This window comes from Anaerostipes amylophilus (genome assembly GCF_025567365.1).
In the GTDB taxonomy this organism is placed as follows: Bacteria; Bacillota; Clostridia; order Lachnospirales; family Lachnospiraceae; genus Anaerostipes; species Anaerostipes amylophilus.
The window spans coordinates 244,282-264,059 of sequence record NZ_JAOQJG010000001.1; the positions used below are offsets into that span (position 1 = coordinate 244,282).

Annotated in this window: 21 protein-coding genes and 1 pseudogene; 2 read left to right on the plus strand and 20 right to left on the minus strand. The window is 39.1% G+C overall.

The genetic code is table 11. The features are described 5' to 3' along the window. Nucleotides 1-5: 5 nt before the first annotated feature. The gene (locus tag OCV53_RS01215) at nucleotides 6-680 is read right to left on the minus strand and encodes a Crp/Fnr family transcriptional regulator (RefSeq protein ID WP_055196329.1); all 675 of its coding nucleotides are present in this window, start codon (nucleotides 678-680) and stop codon (nucleotides 6-8) included. A 137-nt stretch (nucleotides 681-817) separates the two neighbouring features. Here OCV53_RS01215 and hcp point away from each other — a divergent pair, with 137 nt between their 5' ends. Both hcp and OCV53_RS01225 read left to right on the plus strand, forming a co-directional pair. Continuing rightward, nucleotides 818-2,425 (plus strand): hydroxylamine reductase, encoded by a 1,608-nt coding sequence (gene hcp / locus OCV53_RS01220; protein WP_055196330.1) that lies wholly within the window; start codon nucleotides 818-820, stop codon nucleotides 2,423-2,425. Between the two features lie 182 nt (nucleotides 2,426-2,607). Further along, complete coding sequence (locus OCV53_RS01225) at nucleotides 2,608-3,123, plus strand: helix-turn-helix domain-containing protein (protein ID WP_008393860.1); 516 nt, start codon at nucleotides 2,608-2,610, stop codon at nucleotides 3,121-3,123. Between the two features lie 53 nt (nucleotides 3,124-3,176). On the opposite strand, the gene OCV53_RS01230 is transcribed toward OCV53_RS01225, so the two are convergent. The 19 genes and pseudogenes from OCV53_RS01230 to pfkA form a co-directional block, all read right to left on the minus strand. Further along, nucleotides 3,177-3,593: a hypothetical protein gene (locus tag OCV53_RS01230; protein ID WP_009202751.1), complete on the minus strand. Its 417-nt coding sequence runs from the start codon at nucleotides 3,591-3,593 to the stop codon at nucleotides 3,177-3,179. Between the two features lie 21 nt (nucleotides 3,594-3,614). After that, nucleotides 3,615-3,830, minus strand: coding sequence for a hypothetical protein (locus OCV53_RS01235; protein WP_055073234.1), 216 nt, complete (start codon nucleotides 3,828-3,830; stop codon nucleotides 3,615-3,617). Between the two features lie 221 nt (nucleotides 3,831-4,051). After that, nucleotides 4,052-4,186 (minus strand): annotated as a pseudogene (locus OCV53_RS01240) (MobA/MobL family protein); the annotation flags it as partial. 12 nt (nucleotides 4,187-4,198) lie between these two features. Further along, nucleotides 4,199-4,483, minus strand: coding sequence for a LysE family translocator (locus tag OCV53_RS01245; protein WP_070097206.1), 285 nt, complete (start codon nucleotides 4,481-4,483; stop codon nucleotides 4,199-4,201). Nucleotides 4,484-4,730: 247 nt separating this feature from the next. Further along, entirely contained in the window at nucleotides 4,731-6,656 is a 1,926-nt protein-coding gene (locus OCV53_RS01250) for an ATP-binding protein (RefSeq protein WP_242852080.1), read from the minus strand. Nucleotides 6,657-6,955: 299 nt separating this feature from the next. Beyond that, complete coding sequence (gene lysS / locus OCV53_RS01255) at nucleotides 6,956-8,863, minus strand: lysine--tRNA ligase (RefSeq protein ID WP_055196332.1); 1,908 nt, start codon at nucleotides 8,861-8,863, stop codon at nucleotides 6,956-6,958. Nucleotides 8,864-8,878: 15 nt separating this feature from the next. Further along, nucleotides 8,879-9,358 (minus strand): transcription elongation factor GreA, encoded by a 480-nt coding sequence (greA, locus tag OCV53_RS01260; protein ID WP_022374501.1) that lies wholly within the window; start codon nucleotides 9,356-9,358, stop codon nucleotides 8,879-8,881. A gap of 69 nt (nucleotides 9,359-9,427) precedes the next feature. Beyond that, nucleotides 9,428-10,426: a tRNA dihydrouridine synthase DusB gene (gene dusB, locus OCV53_RS01265; RefSeq protein WP_022374502.1), complete on the minus strand. Its 999-nt coding sequence runs from the start codon at nucleotides 10,424-10,426 to the stop codon at nucleotides 9,428-9,430. Continuing rightward, nucleotides 10,413-11,177, minus strand: coding sequence for a type III pantothenate kinase (locus tag OCV53_RS01270; RefSeq protein WP_055196333.1), 765 nt, complete (start codon nucleotides 11,175-11,177; stop codon nucleotides 10,413-10,415). Before OCV53_RS01270 ends, dusB begins: the two co-directional genes overlap by 14 nt. Before the next feature lie 3 nt (nucleotides 11,178-11,180). Beyond that, complete coding sequence (locus OCV53_RS01275; protein ID WP_055196334.1) at nucleotides 11,181-11,513, minus strand: DUF6145 family protein; 333 nt, start codon at nucleotides 11,511-11,513, stop codon at nucleotides 11,181-11,183. A gap of 45 nt (nucleotides 11,514-11,558) precedes the next feature. Then, nucleotides 11,559-12,539 (minus strand): biotin--[acetyl-CoA-carboxylase] ligase, encoded by a 981-nt coding sequence (locus OCV53_RS01280; protein ID WP_055196335.1) that lies wholly within the window; start codon nucleotides 12,537-12,539, stop codon nucleotides 11,559-11,561. A gap of 16 nt (nucleotides 12,540-12,555) precedes the next feature. Continuing rightward, nucleotides 12,556-13,509: an ornithine carbamoyltransferase gene (gene argF / locus OCV53_RS01285; RefSeq protein ID WP_022374506.1), complete on the minus strand. Its 954-nt coding sequence runs from the start codon at nucleotides 13,507-13,509 to the stop codon at nucleotides 12,556-12,558. 112 nt (nucleotides 13,510-13,621) lie between these two features. Continuing rightward, nucleotides 13,622-14,272, minus strand: coding sequence for an SGNH/GDSL hydrolase family protein (locus OCV53_RS01290; RefSeq protein WP_022374507.1), 651 nt, complete (start codon nucleotides 14,270-14,272; stop codon nucleotides 13,622-13,624). Nucleotides 14,273-14,377: 105 nt separating this feature from the next. Then, the gene (locus tag OCV53_RS01295; protein ID WP_022374508.1) at nucleotides 14,378-15,358 is read right to left on the minus strand and encodes an SPFH domain-containing protein; all 981 of its coding nucleotides are present in this window, start codon (nucleotides 15,356-15,358) and stop codon (nucleotides 14,378-14,380) included. Between the two features lie 4 nt (nucleotides 15,359-15,362). After that, complete coding sequence (locus OCV53_RS01300) at nucleotides 15,363-15,794, minus strand: NfeD family protein (protein WP_022374509.1); 432 nt, start codon at nucleotides 15,792-15,794, stop codon at nucleotides 15,363-15,365. Next, nucleotides 15,795-16,568 carry a TrmH family RNA methyltransferase gene (locus OCV53_RS01305; protein WP_055196337.1) on the minus strand — a complete coding sequence of 258 codons (774 nt, stop codon included), beginning with the start codon at nucleotides 16,566-16,568 and terminating at the stop codon, nucleotides 15,795-15,797. 18 nt (nucleotides 16,569-16,586) lie between these two features. Next, complete coding sequence (locus tag OCV53_RS01310; protein WP_022374511.1) at nucleotides 16,587-17,234, minus strand: potassium channel family protein; 648 nt, start codon at nucleotides 17,232-17,234, stop codon at nucleotides 16,587-16,589. A 31-nt stretch (nucleotides 17,235-17,265) separates the two neighbouring features. After that, a complete protein-coding gene (locus tag OCV53_RS01315; RefSeq protein ID WP_022374512.1) occupies nucleotides 17,266-18,618 on the minus strand; it encodes a TrkH family potassium uptake protein in 1,353 nt (450 codons plus the stop codon). Nucleotides 18,619-18,735: 117 nt separating this feature from the next. After that, nucleotides 18,736-19,725 (minus strand): 6-phosphofructokinase, encoded by a 990-nt coding sequence (gene pfkA, locus OCV53_RS01320; RefSeq protein ID WP_022374513.1) that lies wholly within the window; start codon nucleotides 19,723-19,725, stop codon nucleotides 18,736-18,738. Nucleotides 19,726-19,778: the final 53 nt, after the last annotated feature.

Sequence of the window (19,778 nt, forward strand, 5' to 3'; positions counted from 1 at the left end):
ATTGGTTATCTGAAAGCACTAACGATCAACTCAAAATGCTTTCGATTCGTTTTTATAAAACCATCTTTTTGTAATTTTGATATCTCTGTAGACATTGCTGCACGATCTATACAAAGATAATCTGCCAGTTGCTGTCGGTCAAAAGGAATGTCAAAAGACAACGATGACTGTCTGATAGATTCTGCTGACAAATAAGACAACAGTTTATCTCTGGTCGTTCGCTTGCCGACATGTGTGATCTTGTCGTTCAGGATCAATATCTTATTTGCCAAGACACTGACCAGGTTACGGATCAACTTCTGATGATGTTCGCATGCAGTTGGACAGGAAACCAAAAGTCTCTGAACATTTAAAAAAATGATTTCACAATCCTCATCTGCTGCCACGCTGACATTCAAAACAGCTCCCGGACTTGCTGCATATGGCTCGCCAAAAAAATCACCGGCATGGCATTTTGACAGAATATTCCGGTGTCCCCACAGATCTTCCTGCATAACAAGAACGCAACCCGACACCACAAGTCCCATAACTTCGGTAGAGTCTCCAGCTCTGAAAATATAAGAAGCCCGTTTTCTGTAAATTGTCGTTGCATTTACGCAATGTAATATCGATAGTATCTCATTATCCGTAAGGCCTTTAAAAAAAGGACTGTTTTTTAAAATAGGCAAATATTTTTTCAAAATGATCCCTCCTGTTGGAAATCAAACATACATGTTGCAATTATTATACTATATTTTTTACAGAAACCCAAGTTGTATACTATTGACAGAGGATGGAAATGATAAAAAAGATCTTAGAATAAAAGGAGAATATAGTAATGGATAAGAATATGTTTTGTTTTCAGTGTGAACAGACGATCGGATGCAGTGGATGTACAGGAAATTCTGGTGTCTGTGGAAAAACGGCAGATACAGCAAAATTACAGGATGAACTGACAGGTGCGTTGATCGGTCTGGCAAGAGCTGTTGACAGCACAACAAATGTTTCCAAAAAAACTAGTCAAGTCATAATTGAAGGACTGTTTACTACAGTTACAAATGTCAATTTTGATAATGCTTCAATTGAAAATATGATACAAAAAGTCAGAGCAGAGAAAGAAAGACTGGCTCCTGATTGTAGCAAATGTCAGTCTCCGTGTGGTAAAACAGATGAATATGATATGCAGCAACTATGGAATGCAGATGAAGATACCCGATCTCTGAAGTCTCTCATTCTCTTTGGCATTCGCGGAATGGCTGCATACGCCTATCATGCAGCTGTTCTGGGTCATGAAGATGATGAAGTGAATCTGTTCTTCTGCGAAGCATTATTTAAGATCGGTTATGAAGAGAACACAGAAACACTGCTTTCTACAGTTCTCAAAGTAGGAGAGATCAATTTGAAGTGTATGGCACTTCTTGACAAGGCAAATACTGAAACCTATGGAACACCAGAACCGACAGAAGTTACACTTACCGTAGAAAAAGGGCCATTTATTGTAGTAACTGGTCATGATCTGAAGGATCTGCAGCTTTTACTTGAACAGACAAGCGGAAAAGGAATCAACATCTATACTCATGGTGAAATGCTCCCAGCCCATGCCTATCCATTCTTAAAGAAATTTCCTCATCTAAAAGGAAATTTCGGAACCGCATGGCAGAATCAACAGAAAGAGTTTGATCATCTTCCCGCTCCGATCCTTTACACTACCAACTGCCTGATGCCTCCAAAAAACAGCTATGCTGACAGAGTGTTTACAACAGAAGTTGTTGCTTTCCCAGGCACTGTTCATATCGATGAGAAGAAAGATTTTACACCGGTTATTGAAAAAGCACTGGAACTGGGTGGTTACAAAGAAGATCAAATCCTTACAGGTATCAACGGTGGTACGAAAGTAACAACTGGTTTTGGTCATGCAGCCATCCTGTCCCATGCAGATACTGTAATAAAAGCTGTAAAATCAGGCGATATCAGCCATTTCTTCCTGGTTGCCGGCTGTGATGGTGCTAAGCCAGGTCGAAATTATTATACAGAATTTGTAAAACAGGCACCTTCTGACAGTGTGATCCTCACTCTTGCATGTGGGAAATTCCGTTTCAATGATCTCGATCTGGGAGAAATCAGTGGCCTGCCACGACTGATGGATATTGGCCAGTGCAACGATGCTTATGGTGCGATCCAGGTTGCTGTCGCACTTGCGGATGCATTTGAATGCTCTGTTAATGAGCTTCCGCTTTCCTTCGTTCTTTCCTGGTATGAACAGAAAGCCGTCTGCATCCTGTTAACACTTTTGCATCTGGGTATCAAAAACATCCGTCTTGGTCCTTCTCTTCCAGCGTTCTTATCACCTAACATTCTGAACTTTCTGGTAGAAAATTATGGCATTGGACCTATTACTACCCCGGAAGAGGATATTAAGACACTTCAATCAGGTTGTGTGCAGTGACATCCACGCTCACTACAGCATCTATTTCGTGGCTTGTCTCCTTTCCACAATCCTTCCTGTTATCTCTTGTTGTTTCTTGATGCTTCCAGTATAATAAGATCCATAGAGAAAACACACGCACAGCATGTGGACTTAACACCTGATAATCCTCATGTTTTGCGATATACAGGGAGGAAATTCTCATGGGTAAACAATCTACCAGAGAAAACAAAACAATTTACCAGCTTTGCCGGGAAGCCGCAGGGCTTACAAGGGCAGAAGCAAGTGATAAAATGAAGGCTGTCTCGGATTCTAAAATCGAAAAATTCGAATACGAAACACAGGAGCCTACACCTTATGATATCATTCAAATGGCTGATGCTTATAAGAGACCGGATCTCTGCAATTATTATTGCTCACACAAATGTGAAATAGGCCACCGCTATGTTCCAGAAGTAGAAGTAACTGACTTGTCAAATATCATCCTAGAAACCATTGCCGGTCTAAATGAAATCAACCCTCTTACCGGTCGGCTGATCCAAATCGCTCGTGACGGCAAGATCAGTGATGATGAGATGAGGGATTTTGCTTTTATCAGTAAAAAACTGGATGCAATTTCTTTAGCCATAGACTCTCTGAATCTTTGGGTAGATAAGACGGCCAGTGAACAGGGTCTCAATCTTGAACTTCTAAATGCTGAAAAAGAAAAATTAAAATAATCCATAAATCGCACGAACGGCAACGAATCACTTCTGATTCATTGCCGTTCTCTTTACATACGCTGTAATTGATTGACGATACTTTCCGTTCTTCGAATAGCTTCTTCTACCTGTCTTTTTGCAGTATTGATTCGATCCTGGACCATCCAGTCCACCACAAATCCATCGAAAAAATAATCTGCAAATGAAAGAAAATCTCCGGTATCGATGTGTAGATCACATGCCATATTTACATCATTTAATTCCCTGCTGAAATTACGGAGGTCATACTTTGCCTGATCCATATTCTGCTTTGCATGATCCATTTTAGAATGTTTCAGCATCGTACTGAAAAACCCTCCACCAAACATATCTACCAGACCCCAGTTTTTTGCACTGTTCAGATTCTCTTTTGCTGCACTAAGACTATTTAAGGCTCTGCGTCCGGCTTCAATTGCTTCTCTTTTTTCTTTTTCAATATCATATCCCATCAAAAACACCTCTCTGACTTTTTATGAATGTGACGTTACAAGTCCGATAATCCCACCAATGATCAATAGCGGAAAAGCTATATACATTAATCCGCCTACTACCATTCCGATCAATATCACTGGAAAGAAAATAATCATACAAAGTAATTTCATGATTCCCCAGGATGCTTTTAAGCCAAATATAAAAAATTTTCCAACAAACCAAATCATACAAATAGTAAATAATACTGTTAACATCTTTTTCTCCTTCTAACACTCATCCAGTTGTGAGTGATTCATCTTTTCTGTTGATATTGTCAGTATAGCAAAATAATTTTTTACAATACACCTCCGTAGTAAAGAATTAAATCTTTATAATTCCCATTTTGGGTGGAATAACACAAAATAAGGCCCAAAAGGACACTTTCCCTTTTGAGCCTATACACTTTATCAACTAACGTATATCACTTTCATTTTTCCTCATAGACTGCCTGATCTACAATCATGCCATGTGCCACAAACTGCTCCTGGCAGCACTCCTTCGCCAATCTTATATTTTCCTCAAGTGTCAGTTCATTCTGCAGGGCAATGTTAAATGAATAAGCAAGCTGCGCTCAAAGCAACAATTATCTTAACATTCCCCAAATGCACTCCAGTAATGTTAGTGCAAGGATAATGTTAATAACACGGAAATGCCGCAGATAAAACTTCTGAATCAGTACGCCCAAGCCAATCCAAGTACAGGTTGCGATCGTTCCAATTGTTGCAATAACCAGCTCAAAAAACAGCGGCTTTCCTTTTTTATATCCATAGTTTGTTACGGTATTTAATGCCAGAATATTTCCCGGTCCCGGAGTAAAGGCATTTATAACGCAATAAATCAAAAAATTGCTCAGTACCACCTTAGGCATAATCATCAACCACCTTTCTGCTGTTATTATATCAGCAAACAGCGGTACATACATAACACCTATTTTATATGATTATCCATAGCCTATGACTATGGATTGGCTGGAGCATATTTCCGTAATTCTTCCAGATAGCTTTTTCCAAGCTCACTTAATTCCTGATTTTCATTCAGCACATATCCAATATGCATTGTTTCATTTTCTGCAAGCCCAGTGCAAACTTTTCATCAGAATTAACTTCTTTGTTTTCCTAATCGTGTTTAATGTATTTAGTGATAGTATCGATTAATTCCTCCATGTTAATTGGCTTGGAAATATGGTCATTCATGCCTGAATTCAAGGATTCCTGAATATCATCTATAAAAGCATTTGCAGACAAAGCTATAATTGGAATCGTAACTGCATCGGACCGCTCTATACCCAAGGCTCGAATGGCTTTTGCTGCTTGGTGTCCATCCATGTTTGGCATCATAATATCCATCAAAATAAGATCGTATGTGCCTCGTGGATGATTTTTAAACAAATTCACAACTTCTTTTCCGTCTGATGCGCGTGTTACGGTCATACCAGTATCTTCCAGCATTATCGTAGCAAGTTCAGCATTTAGATCATTATCCTCAGCCATAAGAACATGAATACCCGTCAAATCTCTATGCAGATGTTGTTTTTGTTCTGATTGAATAACCTGTTCTGGCAACTCCAGTGGGATCTCCACTGTGAATGTAGAACCTACACCTTTTTTGCTCTCAACAGCAATCGAACCGCCCATCATATCCACATATTTTTTTGTGATGGCCATACCAAGACCGGTTCCCTTATATTGAGTTCTGGCATTAGCATCATCTTCTTGTGAAAACGGATTGAATAATTTTTTCTGGAACTCTTCGCTCATGCCAATACCGTTATCTCGAACAACATAACGAGTTATGATATGTTTCTCATCCGCTCCTGGGTAACTGCTGATATCCAAAGTAATCTTTCCGCCGTCCTTTGTGAATTTCACAGCATTGCCAAGAAGATTCACCAAAACTTCCCGGATACGCACAACATCCGCAAGGACATATGGGTTCTTTGGGATTTCTCGATGTACTTCAAACTTAAGATCTCGAGTATAAAGAAGTCCATTCATAATCGCCTGGACGTTATCTGTCAATTGAGTAATGTCCACTGGCTCGGGCGAAATAGTAACTTTTCCGCTTTCAATGCGAGTAAAATCCAGAACGTCATTCAACAAAGAGAGAAGATGATTCGAACTTTTTTGAACTTTCTCCAAGCTATCATGAATATCTGAAACCGTGTTCTGGTGAAGCGCAATGTTTGTAAATCCAATAATGGCATTCATCGGCGTTCTGATGTCATGGCTAATACTAAGCAAAAACGCAGATTTTGCTTTGTTGGCAGCATCTGCTTCCTCAGCGGCGGTCATTAATAATTGTTTTTGCTCTTCTGCCTTGCTTTTCTGGTAAAAATAATAGGTATATAGACAAATTAAAAGCAATACAGCTCCTGCGACTAAACCGCAGATGATGGAAATATGATTCGTCTTTTCAACCATTCCATAAGCTGATTGCATATCCATTTCAATGCAAAATGCGCCAATGATTTCTCCTGTCCCATCATGATTTGCGCTTATAGGATAGCAAGCCGTAAAAATCGGACCCCATGTTGTATCAATGATATCCTGAGAGTACACATTCTCCCCAGAAATAGCCCTATCAATATACGGAACCATTTCTTCCTCAATATAATCTCCAGGGTGTCTTACATCATCCGCATCCGGATCCAAACCGTCTACCACATAAACGAGTTTTCCTTCTTCATTTTTTGTAGCGGTGTAAATATATCGAGTAGAATTCAGTGTTCTAATTTCATTGAAATATGAAGAAATATCCTTATATAATTGCTTCTTTTCATCAGATTGATCTTTGATTTGATCAAAATCTTCTTTGCCGATTTTTCCATTCACAAGTTTGTGTACTGCATCTGCACTCGCTGTGTCACGTGTGATTTCTGTTTCAAGGGCGGTCTTAGTGTAAGAACTTTGCAGAATATATGTGTACGACGCTATTACCAAAATCATCAAAAGCCCCGCAATCACAAAGATACTGCCTGTATTCTTCAGCCTGAGGAGTTTTTTCAAATTAACTCCTTCTTTTGTTTTCTTCATGCTGCTCATTCACATCCTCCAAATCCCGATTTGTATTTCTGTTTGTTTTAAAAATGGGCAACTCCGATTGGAATTGCCCACTCATTGCACTAATTATGCGTTTTTTTCTTGCTTGCACCGATTTCTGCATCAATTGATGTAAGTTTGATGTAAATCGCTGTTTTTTTAGTTTTTTATCAAATGAAGTACGTCCCGTCTATTTGGTAAAACGGTACATCTTTACATCACGTCGACTGGCGTCTCCGTGCGTTTTTCGCCTTATGTCGGTGTTCGCAAGCGCACACCGCCGCAAGGCTCAGTTTCTCATCTTAATAGAGCTTTGCACCTGCCGGAATGTGGTCATCTACCATCAGAAGATGAAGTTTTTCTTCTCCTTCTTCTTCGTGAACTGCACTTAAAAGCATTCCACAAGAATCAATTCCCATCATTGCTCTTGGTGGCAGGTTTGTGATGGCGATCAGTGTCTTTCCGACTAATTCTTCTGGCTCATAGTAAGCATGAATTCCACTTAAAATTGTACGGTCTTCTCCTGTTCCATCATCTAAAGTAAACTGTAATAATTTTTTAGATTTCTTCACTGCTTCGCAGGCTTTTACTTTAACTGCTCTGAAGTCAGATTTGCTGAATGTTTCAAAATCTACTTCTTCTTTGAATAATGGTTCGATCTCTACTTTAGAGAAATCGATCACTTCTTTTTTAGCTTCAGGAGCTTTCGCTGCTGGTTTAGACGCTTTCTTATCTGTTCCCAGTGATTTCATTGTTGGGAATAATAATACGTCTCTGATCGCTGTAGAATTTGTTAATAACATTACCATTCTGTCGATACCGAATCCGATACCACCTGTAGGTGGCATACCGATCTCTAATGCATTTAAGAAGTCTTCATCTGTTGTGTTGGCTTCTTCGTCACCCTGTGCAAGAAGTTCTTCCTGTGCTTTGAAACGTTCTCTCTGATCGATCGGATCATTTAACTCAGAGTATGCATTTGCCATCTCCCATCCATTCATAAAGAACTCAAAACGTTCTACATAATCTGGATCTTCTGGTTTTCTCTTTGTTAATGGAGAGATTTCTACTGGATGATCCATAACGAATGTTGGCTGGATCAGTTTATCTTCTACGAATTCTTCGAAGAATAAGTTTAAGATATCTCCTCGTTTATGGCGTTCTTCATATTCTACATGGTGTTCTTCGGCAGCTGCTCTTGCTTCCTCTAAAGTCTTGATCTCTTTAAAATCTACTCCAGAGTATTTCTTAACTGCGTCTACCATTGTGATTCTTTCAAATGGTTTTCCAAGATCGATCTCGAAATCTTTGTACTGGATCTTTGTTCCACCACATACTTCCTGTGCAAGGTAACGGTATAAGTTCTCAGTCAGATCCATCATTCCGTGATAATCTGTGTATGCCTGATATAATTCCATTAATGTAAACTCAGGGTTATGACGTGTGTCAACACCTTCGTTACGGAATACACGTCCGATCTCGTAAACTTTCTCAAGTCCACCAACGATCAGTCTCTTTAAGTATAACTCAAGAGAAATTCTTAATTTTACATCTTCACTTAATGCATTATAGTGAGTTTCAAATGGTCTTGCTGCTGCTCCACCTGCGTTTGATACTAACATTGGAGTTTCAACTTCCATGAATCCCTGTCCGTCTAAGTAAGAACGGATCTTGCTGATGATCTTAGAACGTTTGATAAATACTTCTTTAGATTCTTCGTTCATGATCAAATCAACATATCTCTGACGATATCTTGTATCTGTATCTGTTAATCCGTGGAATTTCTCTGGAAGTGGTTTTAAACTCTTAGATAATAAAATCACTTCTTCTGCATGGATAGATTTTTCTCCTGTCTTTGTAGCAAAGACTTTACCTTTGATACCTACGATATCTCCGATATCCATCTTCTTGAAATCCTGATAAGATTCTACACCGATCTCATCTCTTGCTACATATGCCTGAATTCCACCCTGAAGGTCCTGTACGTTACAGAAAGATGCTTTACCCATCACACGTTTGAACATTAAACGTCCTGCAACTGCTACTTCTTTTCCTTCTAATTCTTCAAAATTATCTTTGATCTCTTTTGAATGATGTGTTACATCATATTTCATGATCTCGAACGGATTCTTGCCAGCTGCCTGTAAATCAGCCAGTTTCTGTCTTCTAACTTTGATCAGTTCGTTTGTATCTTTATTCTGCTGTGCCACTTTTCTTACTTCCTCTTACTTTCTCTGTACATCAATAACTCTGAAATCGTTTACCTGATTGATTCCTTCTACGGATACGACATCTCCGATCTTCTTTCCAAGTAAAGCTCTACCAATTGGTGCTTCATTGGAAACCTTGTTCTGAAGGATATCTGCCTCTGTAGAACCTACGATATGATATGTTACTTCTTTTCCAAGAGAGATGTCTTCTAATAATACATAACATCCAAGGCTGATGACACCTTTTTCGAATTTCTCATCGATAACAACAGCGTTCTTTAAGATCTGTTCGATCTCTTCGATACGTGCTTCCATATCACGCTGTTCATCTTTGGCTGCATCATATTCTGCGTTCTCTGATAAGTCACCCTGTTCTCTTGCTTCTTTGATCTTCTGTGCGATCTCTTTACGTCTTACGACTTTTAATTCCTGTAATTCATCTTCTAATGCTTTTAAACCATCTGGGGTTAATATATTCTTCTTTGCCTCTGCCATAACACTATTCCTTTCGTTCTAAATGTTAACTGATTAATTATAGCTTACCTATGTTTCTTTTGTCAATTCCTAATCCCTTTCTGGATTAGCTTTGAGATAAGTTTGCAATAATTCTTCTAAGTCTTCGTATGTTTCTGTATGATTTACCTTCTCACGAAGTTTTGCTGCCCCCGGAAAACCGAATGTATACCATGCAACATGTTTTCTCATCTCCCGGACTCCAATGTATTCTCCTTTAAAGTCGATCATCATCTGTCCGTGTCTTAACATCATTGCTACGACTTCTTCTAAGGATGGTCTTGGAAGTTCTTCCCCTGTCTCAAAGAAATGTAAGATTTCTTTAAAAATCCATGGATTTCCTTTTGCTCTTCTTCCGATCATAAATCCATCACAGCCTGTTTCTTCCTGCATTCTTAATACATCCTTGGCACATGTGATATCACCATTTCCAATGACAGGAATATCAACAGCTTCTTTTACTTTGCGGATAATGGACCAGTCTGCAGTTCCTGAATAATACTGTTCTCTTGTTCTTCCATGAACTGCGATTGCTGCTGCTCCATTCTCCTGTGCAACCTGTGCCATCTCTGGTGCATTGACCAGATCATCATTAAATCCCTTACGAATCTTAACTGTAACTGGAATATCAACAGCATCAACAACTGCTTTGATCACTTTTCCTGCTAATTTCGGATTCTTCATCAATGCTGATCCATCACCGTTATTTACAATCTTTGGAACTGGGCAACCCATATTGATGTCGATCATCTGGAAGCGTCCATCATTGACTTTCGCTGCCATCTGTCCCATGATATCTGGATCAGAACCAAAAATCTGGATCGCTACTGGAATCTCCTTTGGATCTGTTGCCATCAATGGCTCAGATTTACGGTTTCCATAATATAATCCCTTAGCACTTACCATCTCAGTGCACATCATTCCAGCCCCCTGTTCCTTACATAACAGACGATATGGAAGATCTGTAACTCCTGCCATCGGTGCCAGTGCTAATGGATGTTTGATTGTAATATTTCCAATAACTAAAGGTTTTAATTTATTGTTTCTCATAAATGATCTGTAATCCCTTCAATGTTAATATTGGATCGTAGTAGTCGATTTCATCAACTGTCTGTGCGATCATCTTTCCAAGACCTCCTGTTGCGATAACTTTCATGTTATCAAAACCTGTCTCTTCTTTCATCTTCTGTACTATATATTTTGTTTCACCAACAACTCCATAATACAGACCTGCCTGCATACTGTCGATCGTACTATTTGCAAGGATTGTCTTTGGCTTTACGATCTCAATCTCTGGGAGACGTGCTGCATCTTTGTATAATACATTAGCTGAAGTACGGATTCCTGGTGCAATCACTCCTGCTAAGAATATGCCATTCTCTGTGACAATATCGTATGTTGTTGCAGTTCCATAATCAATAACGAGTGCTGGCCCACCATAAAGCTCATATCCTGCAACCAAATCCACGATTCTGTCTGCTCCAACTTCTCTTGGATTAAATCTTCCAAGATTGATTCCTGTCTTGATTCCTGGTCCTACAATAATTGGTTTTACATCAAAATATTTGATCAGCCCACTTGTCAGTGAATGCATGATATTCGGTACAACAGATCCAATGATCGCTGCTTTCACTTCGTGTTCGTCTAATCCTTTTTCTTTTAATAAATTTGAAATCAGAATTCCGAATTCATCGGATGTTCTTGGTAACTTTGTTGTAATACGAAATACTTCTATAATTTCTTTTCTTTTGAATACACCGATCGTTACATTTGTATTTCCAACATCGAGTGCTAATAACATAATTTATACCTCATCTTCCCCCAAAAGGAATATTCTATAATATAATTCCAAGGACTCCCAGAAATCCTGTTTTTCCTGTCTTAGTTTCTTGATCATCAGTTCGCTTCCGATCTCATCATAGAAGAAATCGTTCTCTTCCACATGAGTAACAAAATTTAATTTTCCATCTTCATCGAATTCCAGTGTCAAGATTCCGCCGACTTCTGCTGTAAATAATACACATGTGATCTGCAGTTCCTGTTTGATCTGTTCTGGTAATCCGTTAAAATCTGGATTCAGGTAATATTTTTTCTCATATGCATTAGAACCGCATAATGTAACTTTATCCTGATACATATTTTTGTATTTCTCCTTGTCTATCATTCTATATGCCTTGAGATATTATACATATCCCAAGATGCCTCTTACTGATACCTCTCCTGATGAAACTTCTGATACCTTTCCATCTTCATCCTCTACCAGTAGTTCTCCACGGTGATTGATGCCTCTTGATAAAAATGTCTCTTCTTTGGAACCTCTCACAACCTTGATCTTCTGATCTGTATGTACCAGAAGTTTATTGTATTCATCCTGTAACAGGCTTAAATCTTCTGTCTTTAAAAACAGTTCATAATATTTTTCAAAACATTCTAATACTTTGGCTACCAGTGGAGCTCTCTTGATCTTTCTTCCTCCTTCGACCTGGAGTGAAGTTGCCTTATCAATTAAATCTTCTGGAAAATGATCGATATTTACATTGATGCCAAGTCCTACCACAATGTAATTGATCTCATCCATCTGAAGGCTCATCTCTGTTAAGATTCCACAGATCTTCTTTCCATTCACAATGATATCATTCGGCCATTTTATCTTTGCACAGATTCCTGTTATCTCACAAATGGCTTTATTGACTGCTAATGCTGTCACTAATGTAAGCATTGATGAATTCTGTGCTTCGATCTGAGGTTTTAAAAGAAAACTCATTGCAATCCCTGTTCCGGCTTCTGCCATCCAGCTTCGTCCTCTTCTTCCTTTTCCCATCGTCTGCTCTTCTGTGATCGCAACAGTACCATGCTTAGCACCTGCTTCTGCCAGACGACGGATCTCGAGATTTGTGGAATCCATTGTCTCATAGCAGTGAAGATCTTTTCCAAGCCATCTCGTGTGTAGGCAAGATGAAACTTCTTCTTTTGTTAAGAGATCTGGTTCCATCACAAGTTTATAGCCTTTATTAGTCACAGAATCGATCTCATATCCTTCTGCTCTTAATGCTTTAATATGCTTCCAGATCGCAGTCCTTGAAACTCCCAACCGCTCGCAAAGCTGCTGCCCGGATACATAATCGTCTGCATTTTTTAATTCTTTCAGAATCTTGCTTTTCATTGAATATTTTTATCTCCTAATATTCTCCTAAAGTTGCTACCATCACAGCTTTGATCGTATGCATGCGGTTTTCTGCTTCATCAAAGATCACATCTGCAAAATGTTCAAAGACATCTTCTGTGATCTCATGTCCTTTGACTGCTGGAAGACAATGCATAACAATCGTTGAATCTTTTCCTGTCATCTCTAACATTTCTTTATTTACCTGATATGGTCTTAATAAAGCGATTCTTTCCGCTGCCTTATCTTCTTCACCCATAGATGCCCATACATCTGTGTAAATGCAGTCTGCACCTTCTACGGCTTCTTTCACGTCTTCTGTGAAACGAATCTTAGCTCCTGATTCTTTTGCATATTCTTCACACTGTTTTACCAGTTCTTCCTTTGGCCATAAGCTCTTTGGTGCTAAGCATGTGAAGTTTAATCCCATCTTGCTGCATCCGATCATTAAAGAATTGCTCATGTTATTTCTTCCATCTCCGGCAAATACGAAGTTTAATCCTTTGATCTCTCCGAACTGTTCTCTTAATGTTAAGAAGTCAGCTAAGATCTGTGTTGGATGGTAATCGTCTGTTAAACCATTCCATACTGGTACTCCACTGTATTTCGCTAATTTCTCTACATTCTCATGTAAGAATCCCCTAAATTCGATTCCATCAAACATTCTTCCAAGAACTCTTGCTGTATCTTCTACAGATTCTTTATGTCCTAACTGAATATCATCTTTTCCAAGATATTCTGGGTGAGCACCTTCATCAACACAACCGATCGTAAATGAACATCTTGTTCTTGTACTTGGTTTTTCAAATAAAAGAGCAATATTCTTTCCTTTTAAACTGTTTCCTGTGATTCCTTTTTTCTTATCTGCTTTTAATTTTGCTGCTAAATCTAAAAAATAACCAATTTCTTCTGGTGTAAAGTCTTTTAATGTTAAGAAACTTCTTCCCTTTAAGCTTGTCTTTGCGTCCATCTTTTGTTCCTCCATTTTCTTGTATCGTCAATGTCTCTGCCCTTTAACCCACGGCAGGCATCATATAGTTGTTATTATATAGGAATGCATCTTTGAAAACAACCCGAAACCGCTATATTTCAAGGATTTCCTTGCATTTTTTGGCAACCATTTTGCCAAGTTTTCTATGGCTTTCTCTTGTCAGGTGACAGGCATCGATTTCAGAGGGGTTTGCATACTTTGCTGCATCCAGAAATTCGATATTATGAAACTTGGCCCAGTCTTCATAAATCGGTGCCAGTCTCTTTGAATAACTGATTCCTCTTTCAAATCCCATTTCCTCTCCACTTGGGATGTCAACAAGATTATCTCCAAGATGTGGCGGTGACATTAAAAGAATCTTTGCTGACTGCCCATCTTGTCTCTTCTGCGGAGTGATTGATTTGATCATCTTGATCAGTCGGTCAATTCCTTTTCCGATGTCTGTTGGTGTCGCCTGAAAACGAATCTTTAGGTCATTGGTTCCAAGCATCAAAACTACCAGATCGATCGGTCCGTGGCTGTGTAAACATGGATCTAAATATGTTGCACCATTTCTTCCAGGTCTTAACTCATCTTCAAAACTTGTTGTTCTGCCATTTAATCCTTCTGGAATCACGATCGCTGAATCTTTTAGTTCCTTTTGTAAAATGGTTGTCCAACGTTCTTCGTATTCGTAACGAAAGCCATTTTCTGGATTATATCCGTATGTATTGGAATCTCCATAACAAACGATTGTTTTCATTTTCTTACCTCCTGTCAGTATCAAACGTTGCAAAAGCCGGAACACATTTTTGTGTTCCGGCATACCTGCCAATAGTTGTTATATTCTCGTAGGCATCCTTAAAATTTACTGTTCTTTTACATTTTCCTGAGCCTGTTCTTCGATCAGATCTGTAATATTTTTTTCATCGTCTTTTGCAACTTCTGTGATAGATTTTACAAGACCTGCCATTCCTTGAATCTCAGATGGAATAATGATCTTGGTTGCTTTTCCATCAGCTGCTTTGGCAAATGCTTCTAGACTCTTTAACTGGATGACTGCATCATCAGCTTTCGCTGCCTTGATTGATTCAATACCCTGTGCGTTTGCTTTCTGGATCGCACGGATTGCTTCTGCCTCACCTTCGGCTTCACGGATCGTTGCTTCTTTCTTAGCTTCTGCACGAAGGATTGCTGCTTCCTTATCACCTTCTGCCTGAAGAACCATAGATTCTTTCTGTCCTTCTGCACGTAAGATTGCAGATTTCTTTTCACCTTCTGCGATCAAGATTGCTTCTCTTCGTTCACGTTCAGCCTTCATCTGTTTCTCCATAGCATCTTGAATAGCTGCTGGTGGAATGATGTTCTTAAGTTCCACACGGTTTACCTTGATTCCCCATGGATCTGTTGCAACATCAAGAGTTGCTCTCATCTGAGTATTAATTGTCTCTCTGGAAGTTAATGTTTCGTCTAATTCCAGATCACCGATAACATTTCGAAGTGTTGTCGCTGTCAGATTCTCAATCGCCATGATCGGATTTTCTACACCATAGCTGTATAATTTTGGATCCGTGATCTGAAAATATACAACGGTATCGATCTGCATTGTAACGTTATCTTTTGTGATAACTGGCTGTGGTGGGAAGTCCACTACCTGTTCTTTTAAATTTACTTTCCTTGCAACACGATCGATAAATGGAACTTTCACATGAAGTCCAACAGACCATGTACCCTGATACGCTCCTAATCGTTCCACAACATAGGCATGTGCCTGTGGTACGATGCGTACAGTTGATGTAATGATCATGACAAGTAATACAACAACGATAAAAAATAAAATAATTGACATATTCCTATACCTCTCTTTCTACAATCAGTTTTACACCCTGAATCTCTTTGACAACAACTTCGCAGCCTGCTGGAATAATTTCTCCAGCTTCAGCACTTCTTGCTGTCCAATCCTGCCCATTTAGCTGAACATATCCTTTACTTTCCATGTTATTAATAGTTTCTTTTACAAGTGCTGTCTGCCCGATCAGTGCATCTGTATTGGTCTTTTGCACTCGATTATTTAAATATCTTTTTGCAACTGGTCTTGTTAAAGCAAACAATAAGCATGTTACAACGATAAATAATAACATCTGTACAAGAAATGGTACTCCAAATAATGCTGCAATTGCTGCAACAACTGCGCCACCTGCAAACCAGATACTTGTAAGTCCCAGTGTCAGAATCTCAATAAGTAAAAATACGGCTGATGCGATCAGCCAATAAACTGCATACATCTAATCCACCCCCTGTCGCTGGCGTCTTGCCTCATAAACCAAGAGTCCAGATGCCATAGCTGCATTTAATGATTCTACCCTGCCGCACATTGGAATCTTAATCTTCTTCTGTGCATTGTCTGTCAGTTCATCTGTTAATCCATTTCCTTCATTGCCTATCAAAAATGCCGTTCCTGATGTATACGATTCTCTCGTATAGTCTGTGCCATTTAAATGTGCTGCATACGTTGTGATATTCCTGTCTTTCATCATCTTTATCACTTCAAAAAGATCATCTACATAGACAAATGGGACTCTGAAGATCGATCCCATCGTAGAACGTGTTACTTTCGGATTATAAATATCTACTGTTTCACGACTCATAATGATTCCATTGATTCCGGCTCCCTCTCCTGTACGAAGGATAGTTCCAAGATTTCCTGGGTCTTGCAGATTCTCAAGAACCAGCAATAATGGATTTTCCTGCTGCAACAGATCTTCAAGTGAATATTCAAGCATTCGGACTAAAGCTAACACTCCCTGTGGTGTCATAGTGTCTGAAATTTCTTTCATTACCTGATCTGAAACAAGCTCAACCTCCATTCCTTCAAAAACAGCCTGATGTTCCTTATAGAAATCTTCTGATGCATATACTTTGTATAAATATTGTTCTGGAATCTCTGTAAACATACGGATTCCTTCTACAAGGAATAACTGCTGTTTTCTTCGTTCTCTTGCATTCTTCTTTAATTTCATGATCTGCTTGATCTGTTTATTCTGAATGGTCGTGATCATTTCTCATACACCTCCCATCTATTTTCTGAATCTTGCCAGATCACGTTTCTTACCGATCAGTACAAGATTATCTTGTTCATTGATTGGCTGTGTTGGATCTGGTGCTCCGTCAACACCTGCATTTCCTTCAATTGCAATAACATTGACATTATATTTTCCACGAAAATTAATATCTGCTAATGATTTATTGATCCATTCTTTTCTGGCTGGTACTTTCACAATACTTGTATCGGCTGAAAGATCAAATAAATCTGTCATACTTCCACCAAGAAGATTGTTGGCGATTCTTGCCCCCATCTCTTCTTCTGGATAGACAACTTCATCGGCTCCTACTCTCTTTAAGATTTCTCCTTTTAAAGTCCCATCTGCCTTTACAAGGACATAGGGAACTCCGATTTCCTTTACGATCATCAAAGCCATAACACTGGCATCAAGATGTTCTGCTGTTGCGATCACAACAGCATCCATTCCCTCCAGTCCAATATTATTCATCATCTCTTTATCTGATACGTCCACACAAACTGTACATGTCACTTCATCTGCAATCTCTCTGACAAGATCTTCATTCTTATCTACTGCCAACACTTCTGCTCCACCTTTGGTCAGTGCTCTTGCAACACTGCTTCCAAACTTCCCGAGTCCCAAAACTGCAACTGATTTCTTCATTCTATTCCTCCGCTGTGAAATAATATTCTTTCTATAAGATCAGATCCTGTTCTGGATACATGACCTGCTTTTTCCTATTCTTCTGTGAAAAACCGATTGCCATAGAGATCGGTCCTACACGTCCAAGATACATGGTAATGATGATAATCACTTTCCCTGCGATTGTCAAATTCGGTGTTAATCCCTTTGTAAGCCCAACCGTTCCGAGTGCTGAAACACACTCATAACAAGACTCCATAAAATTTCCATGGTCAAATACTAAGAGTAATAACACAGAAGTCATTAATACCATTAAATTGATCACAATGATCGCTAGTGCTTTTGACAAAAGATTACCTGGCACTCTTCGTTTAAACAGACTGATCGACTCTTCTTGCTTAGCTGCTGAGATCACACAGAATATAAGAATCGCAAAGGTCACTGTCTTAACACCTCCCGCAGTTCCAGCCGGTGATCCTCCAATGATCATCAAAAACATCGAAACTAAAGAAGAGGCATCTGTTAGTGCTCCCTGTGCAACTGTCTCAAACCCCGCAGTACGTGTCGTCACTGCCTGAAACAGTGATGCCATGACTTTACCTGGTAATGACAGATTTCCCATCGTTGCTGGATTATGATATTCAAACAAAAAGATCAAGACTGTTCCAAATAAAATAAGGAATGTTGATATTGATAACACGATCTTTGTTTGAAATTTCAACTGTTGCACAATTCTTTTTACTGGAATCTTCTCTTTTATAAGCTTTTTCATACTCTGCCAAAGATCTTTCCATACAATAAATCCAAGTCCTCCAAGAACGATCAATGCCATTGTTGTAAAATTAATAACCGGATTCGTCACATAACTTCGAAAACTATCCTCTTTTACGATATCCATTCCTGCATTACAAAATGCGGAAATGGAATTAAAAACTGCTGCCCAGATTCCATAACCAACTCCGAATTCCGGTATAAACTGTGTTGCATAAAGCACTGCACCGGCCCCTTCTACAATCGCCGTTCCAAGAATGATTTTCTTAACCAATGGCACTAGCCCTGTCAATGTATTAAGCCCCAAAGATTCCTGAATCAGCATCCTGTTTCCAAGTGTGATCCTTCTTCCTAGCACATAGAACATCCCAGTTGTGATCGTTACTACTCCAAGTCCTCCGATCTGGACTAGTAAAAGAATCACAACCTGCCCAAACAGACTCCAATGTGTCATTGTGGTTTCAACGACCAGCCCTGTTACACATACCGAAGTTGTCGCTGTAAATAACGCATCTATATATGAGGTTGCCTGCCCGCTTTTAGCTGCAATCGGCAATGTCAGCAAAATGGAACCTGCAAATATTGTAATAAAAAAGCCAAGCAATATGATCTGTATCGGCCGTAATTCATTCATAAAATACTCCTGTCATCTTGTTTATATAAGATCATCTCCAGATAATTTTTAAATATTTATAGAGAAAAAATAGAGCAATCCTAGATAAATAAGGATTGCTCTAAGATTAAGTTCTATTTATTTTCCTAATAAATGTGCGATCTGAAGCTGATAATCATCGATATCTTTATGCATTGCAAGTCCTTCTTCAATGTCCATATCCATAAATCTTCCGTTCTGATATCCTACAACACGATTTGTCTTTCCTGCACATAATAAATCTACTGCGTAAGCACCCATCATAGAAGCGTATACACGATCTTTCGCTGTTGGGCTACCACCACGCTGCATATGTCCAAGGATTGTTGCACGTGTTTCGATACCTGTTGCGGATTCGATTCTCTTCGCCATACTGTAAGAATGTCCAACACCTTCGGCATTGATTACCATATGATGTGTTTTACCTTTTGCTCTGTTACGAAGTAAATGTTCAATGATCTGCTGTTCTACTTTAGGAAGGTTTCCATCAAAGCTTTCTGGGATCAGAATATCTTCTGCTCCTGTTGCCATACCACACCATAATGCGATATATCCAGCTCCACGTCCCATAACCTCTACGATACTACATCTTTCATGAGATGTTGATGTATCACGGATCTTATCGATTGCTTCCATTGCTGTGTTAACAGCTGTATCGAAACCGATTGTATATTCTGTACAAGCGATATCTAAGTCGATTGTTCCAGGAACAGCGATTGTGTTGATTCCAAGTGCTGCTAACTTTCTAGCTCCCTGGAAAGAACCATCTCCACCGATAACTACTAATCCTTCGATTCCGTGTGCTTTACAAATCTCAGCTCCACGTTTCTGTCCTTCTTCTGTCTTGAATTCTTCACATCTTGCTGTGAAAAGGATTGTACCACCACGGAAAATAGTATCCGCTGTTTCTTTTGGTGTTAGGTCAATGATGTCTTCATTTAATAATCCATTATAACCTTTGCGGATTCCCTTAACGTTTAATCCTCTTTCTTTACCAATTCTGGCTACGGCACGTACTGCTGCGTTCATAGCAGGTGCGTCTCCACCACTTGTTAAAACTCCAATTGTTTTAATTTTTGGTTTTCCCATTTGCAATATCCTCCAATTATTAATCCATACAATTCTTAACTTGGCTTTTATTC

What these genes read in the sequence shown, in the direction of transcription:
- OCV53_RS01280 (WP_055196335.1), bottom strand. Translation starts at nt 12,539, where the DNA reads ATGAAAAGCAAGATTCTGAAAGAATTAAAAAATGCAGACGATTATGTA.
- OCV53_RS01315 (WP_022374512.1), bottom strand. Translation starts at nt 18,618, where the DNA reads ATGAATGAATTACGGCCGATACAGATCATATTGCTTGGCTTTTTTATT.
- OCV53_RS01250 (WP_242852080.1), bottom strand. Translation starts at nt 6,656, where the DNA reads ATGAGCAGCATGAAGAAAACAAAAGAAGGAGTTAATTTGAAAAAACTC.
- OCV53_RS01235 (WP_055073234.1), bottom strand. Translation starts at nt 3,830, where the DNA reads ATGTTAACAGTATTATTTACTATTTGTATGATTTGGTTTGTTGGAAAA.
- greA (WP_022374501.1), bottom strand. Translation starts at nt 9,358, where the DNA reads ATGGCAGAGGCAAAGAAGAATATATTAACCCCAGATGGTTTAAAAGCA.
- OCV53_RS01295 (WP_022374508.1), bottom strand. Translation starts at nt 15,358, where the DNA reads ATGTCAATTATTTTATTTTTTATCGTTGTTGTATTACTTGTCATGATC.
- OCV53_RS01270 (WP_055196333.1), bottom strand. Translation starts at nt 11,177, where the DNA reads ATGTTATTAGCACTCGATGTTGGAAATACAAATGTAACGATCGGTGTA.
- OCV53_RS01225 (WP_008393860.1), top strand. Translation starts at nt 2,608, where the DNA reads ATGGGTAAACAATCTACCAGAGAAAACAAAACAATTTACCAGCTTTGC.
- OCV53_RS01310 (WP_022374511.1), bottom strand. Translation starts at nt 17,234, where the DNA reads ATGAAGAAATCAGTTGCAGTTTTGGGACTCGGGAAGTTTGGAAGCAGT.
- OCV53_RS01230 (WP_009202751.1), bottom strand. Translation starts at nt 3,593, where the DNA reads ATGGGATATGATATTGAAAAAGAAAAAAGAGAAGCAATTGAAGCCGGA.
- OCV53_RS01245 (WP_070097206.1), bottom strand. Translation starts at nt 4,483, where the DNA reads ATGCCTAAGGTGGTACTGAGCAATTTTTTGATTTATTGCGTTATAAAT.
- pfkA (WP_022374513.1), bottom strand. Translation starts at nt 19,725, where the DNA reads ATGGGAAAACCAAAAATTAAAACAATTGGAGTTTTAACAAGTGGTGGA.
- hcp (WP_055196330.1), top strand. Translation starts at nt 818, where the DNA reads ATGGATAAGAATATGTTTTGTTTTCAGTGTGAACAGACGATCGGATGC.
- OCV53_RS01290 (WP_022374507.1), bottom strand. Translation starts at nt 14,272, where the DNA reads ATGAAAACAATCGTTTGTTATGGAGATTCCAATACATACGGATATAAT.
- OCV53_RS01275 (WP_055196334.1), bottom strand. Translation starts at nt 11,513, where the DNA reads ATGTATCAGGATAAAGTTACATTATGCGGTTCTAATGCATATGAGAAA.
- OCV53_RS01300 (WP_022374509.1), bottom strand. Translation starts at nt 15,794, where the DNA reads ATGTATGCAGTTTATTGGCTGATCGCATCAGCCGTATTTTTACTTATT.
- OCV53_RS01305 (WP_055196337.1), bottom strand. Translation starts at nt 16,568, where the DNA reads ATGATCACGACCATTCAGAATAAACAGATCAAGCAGATCATGAAATTA.
- argF (WP_022374506.1), bottom strand. Translation starts at nt 13,509, where the DNA reads ATGGACGCAAAGACAAGCTTAAAGGGAAGAAGTTTCTTAACATTAAAA.
- dusB (WP_022374502.1), bottom strand. Translation starts at nt 10,426, where the DNA reads ATGAGAAACAATAAATTAAAACCTTTAGTTATTGGAAATATTACAATC.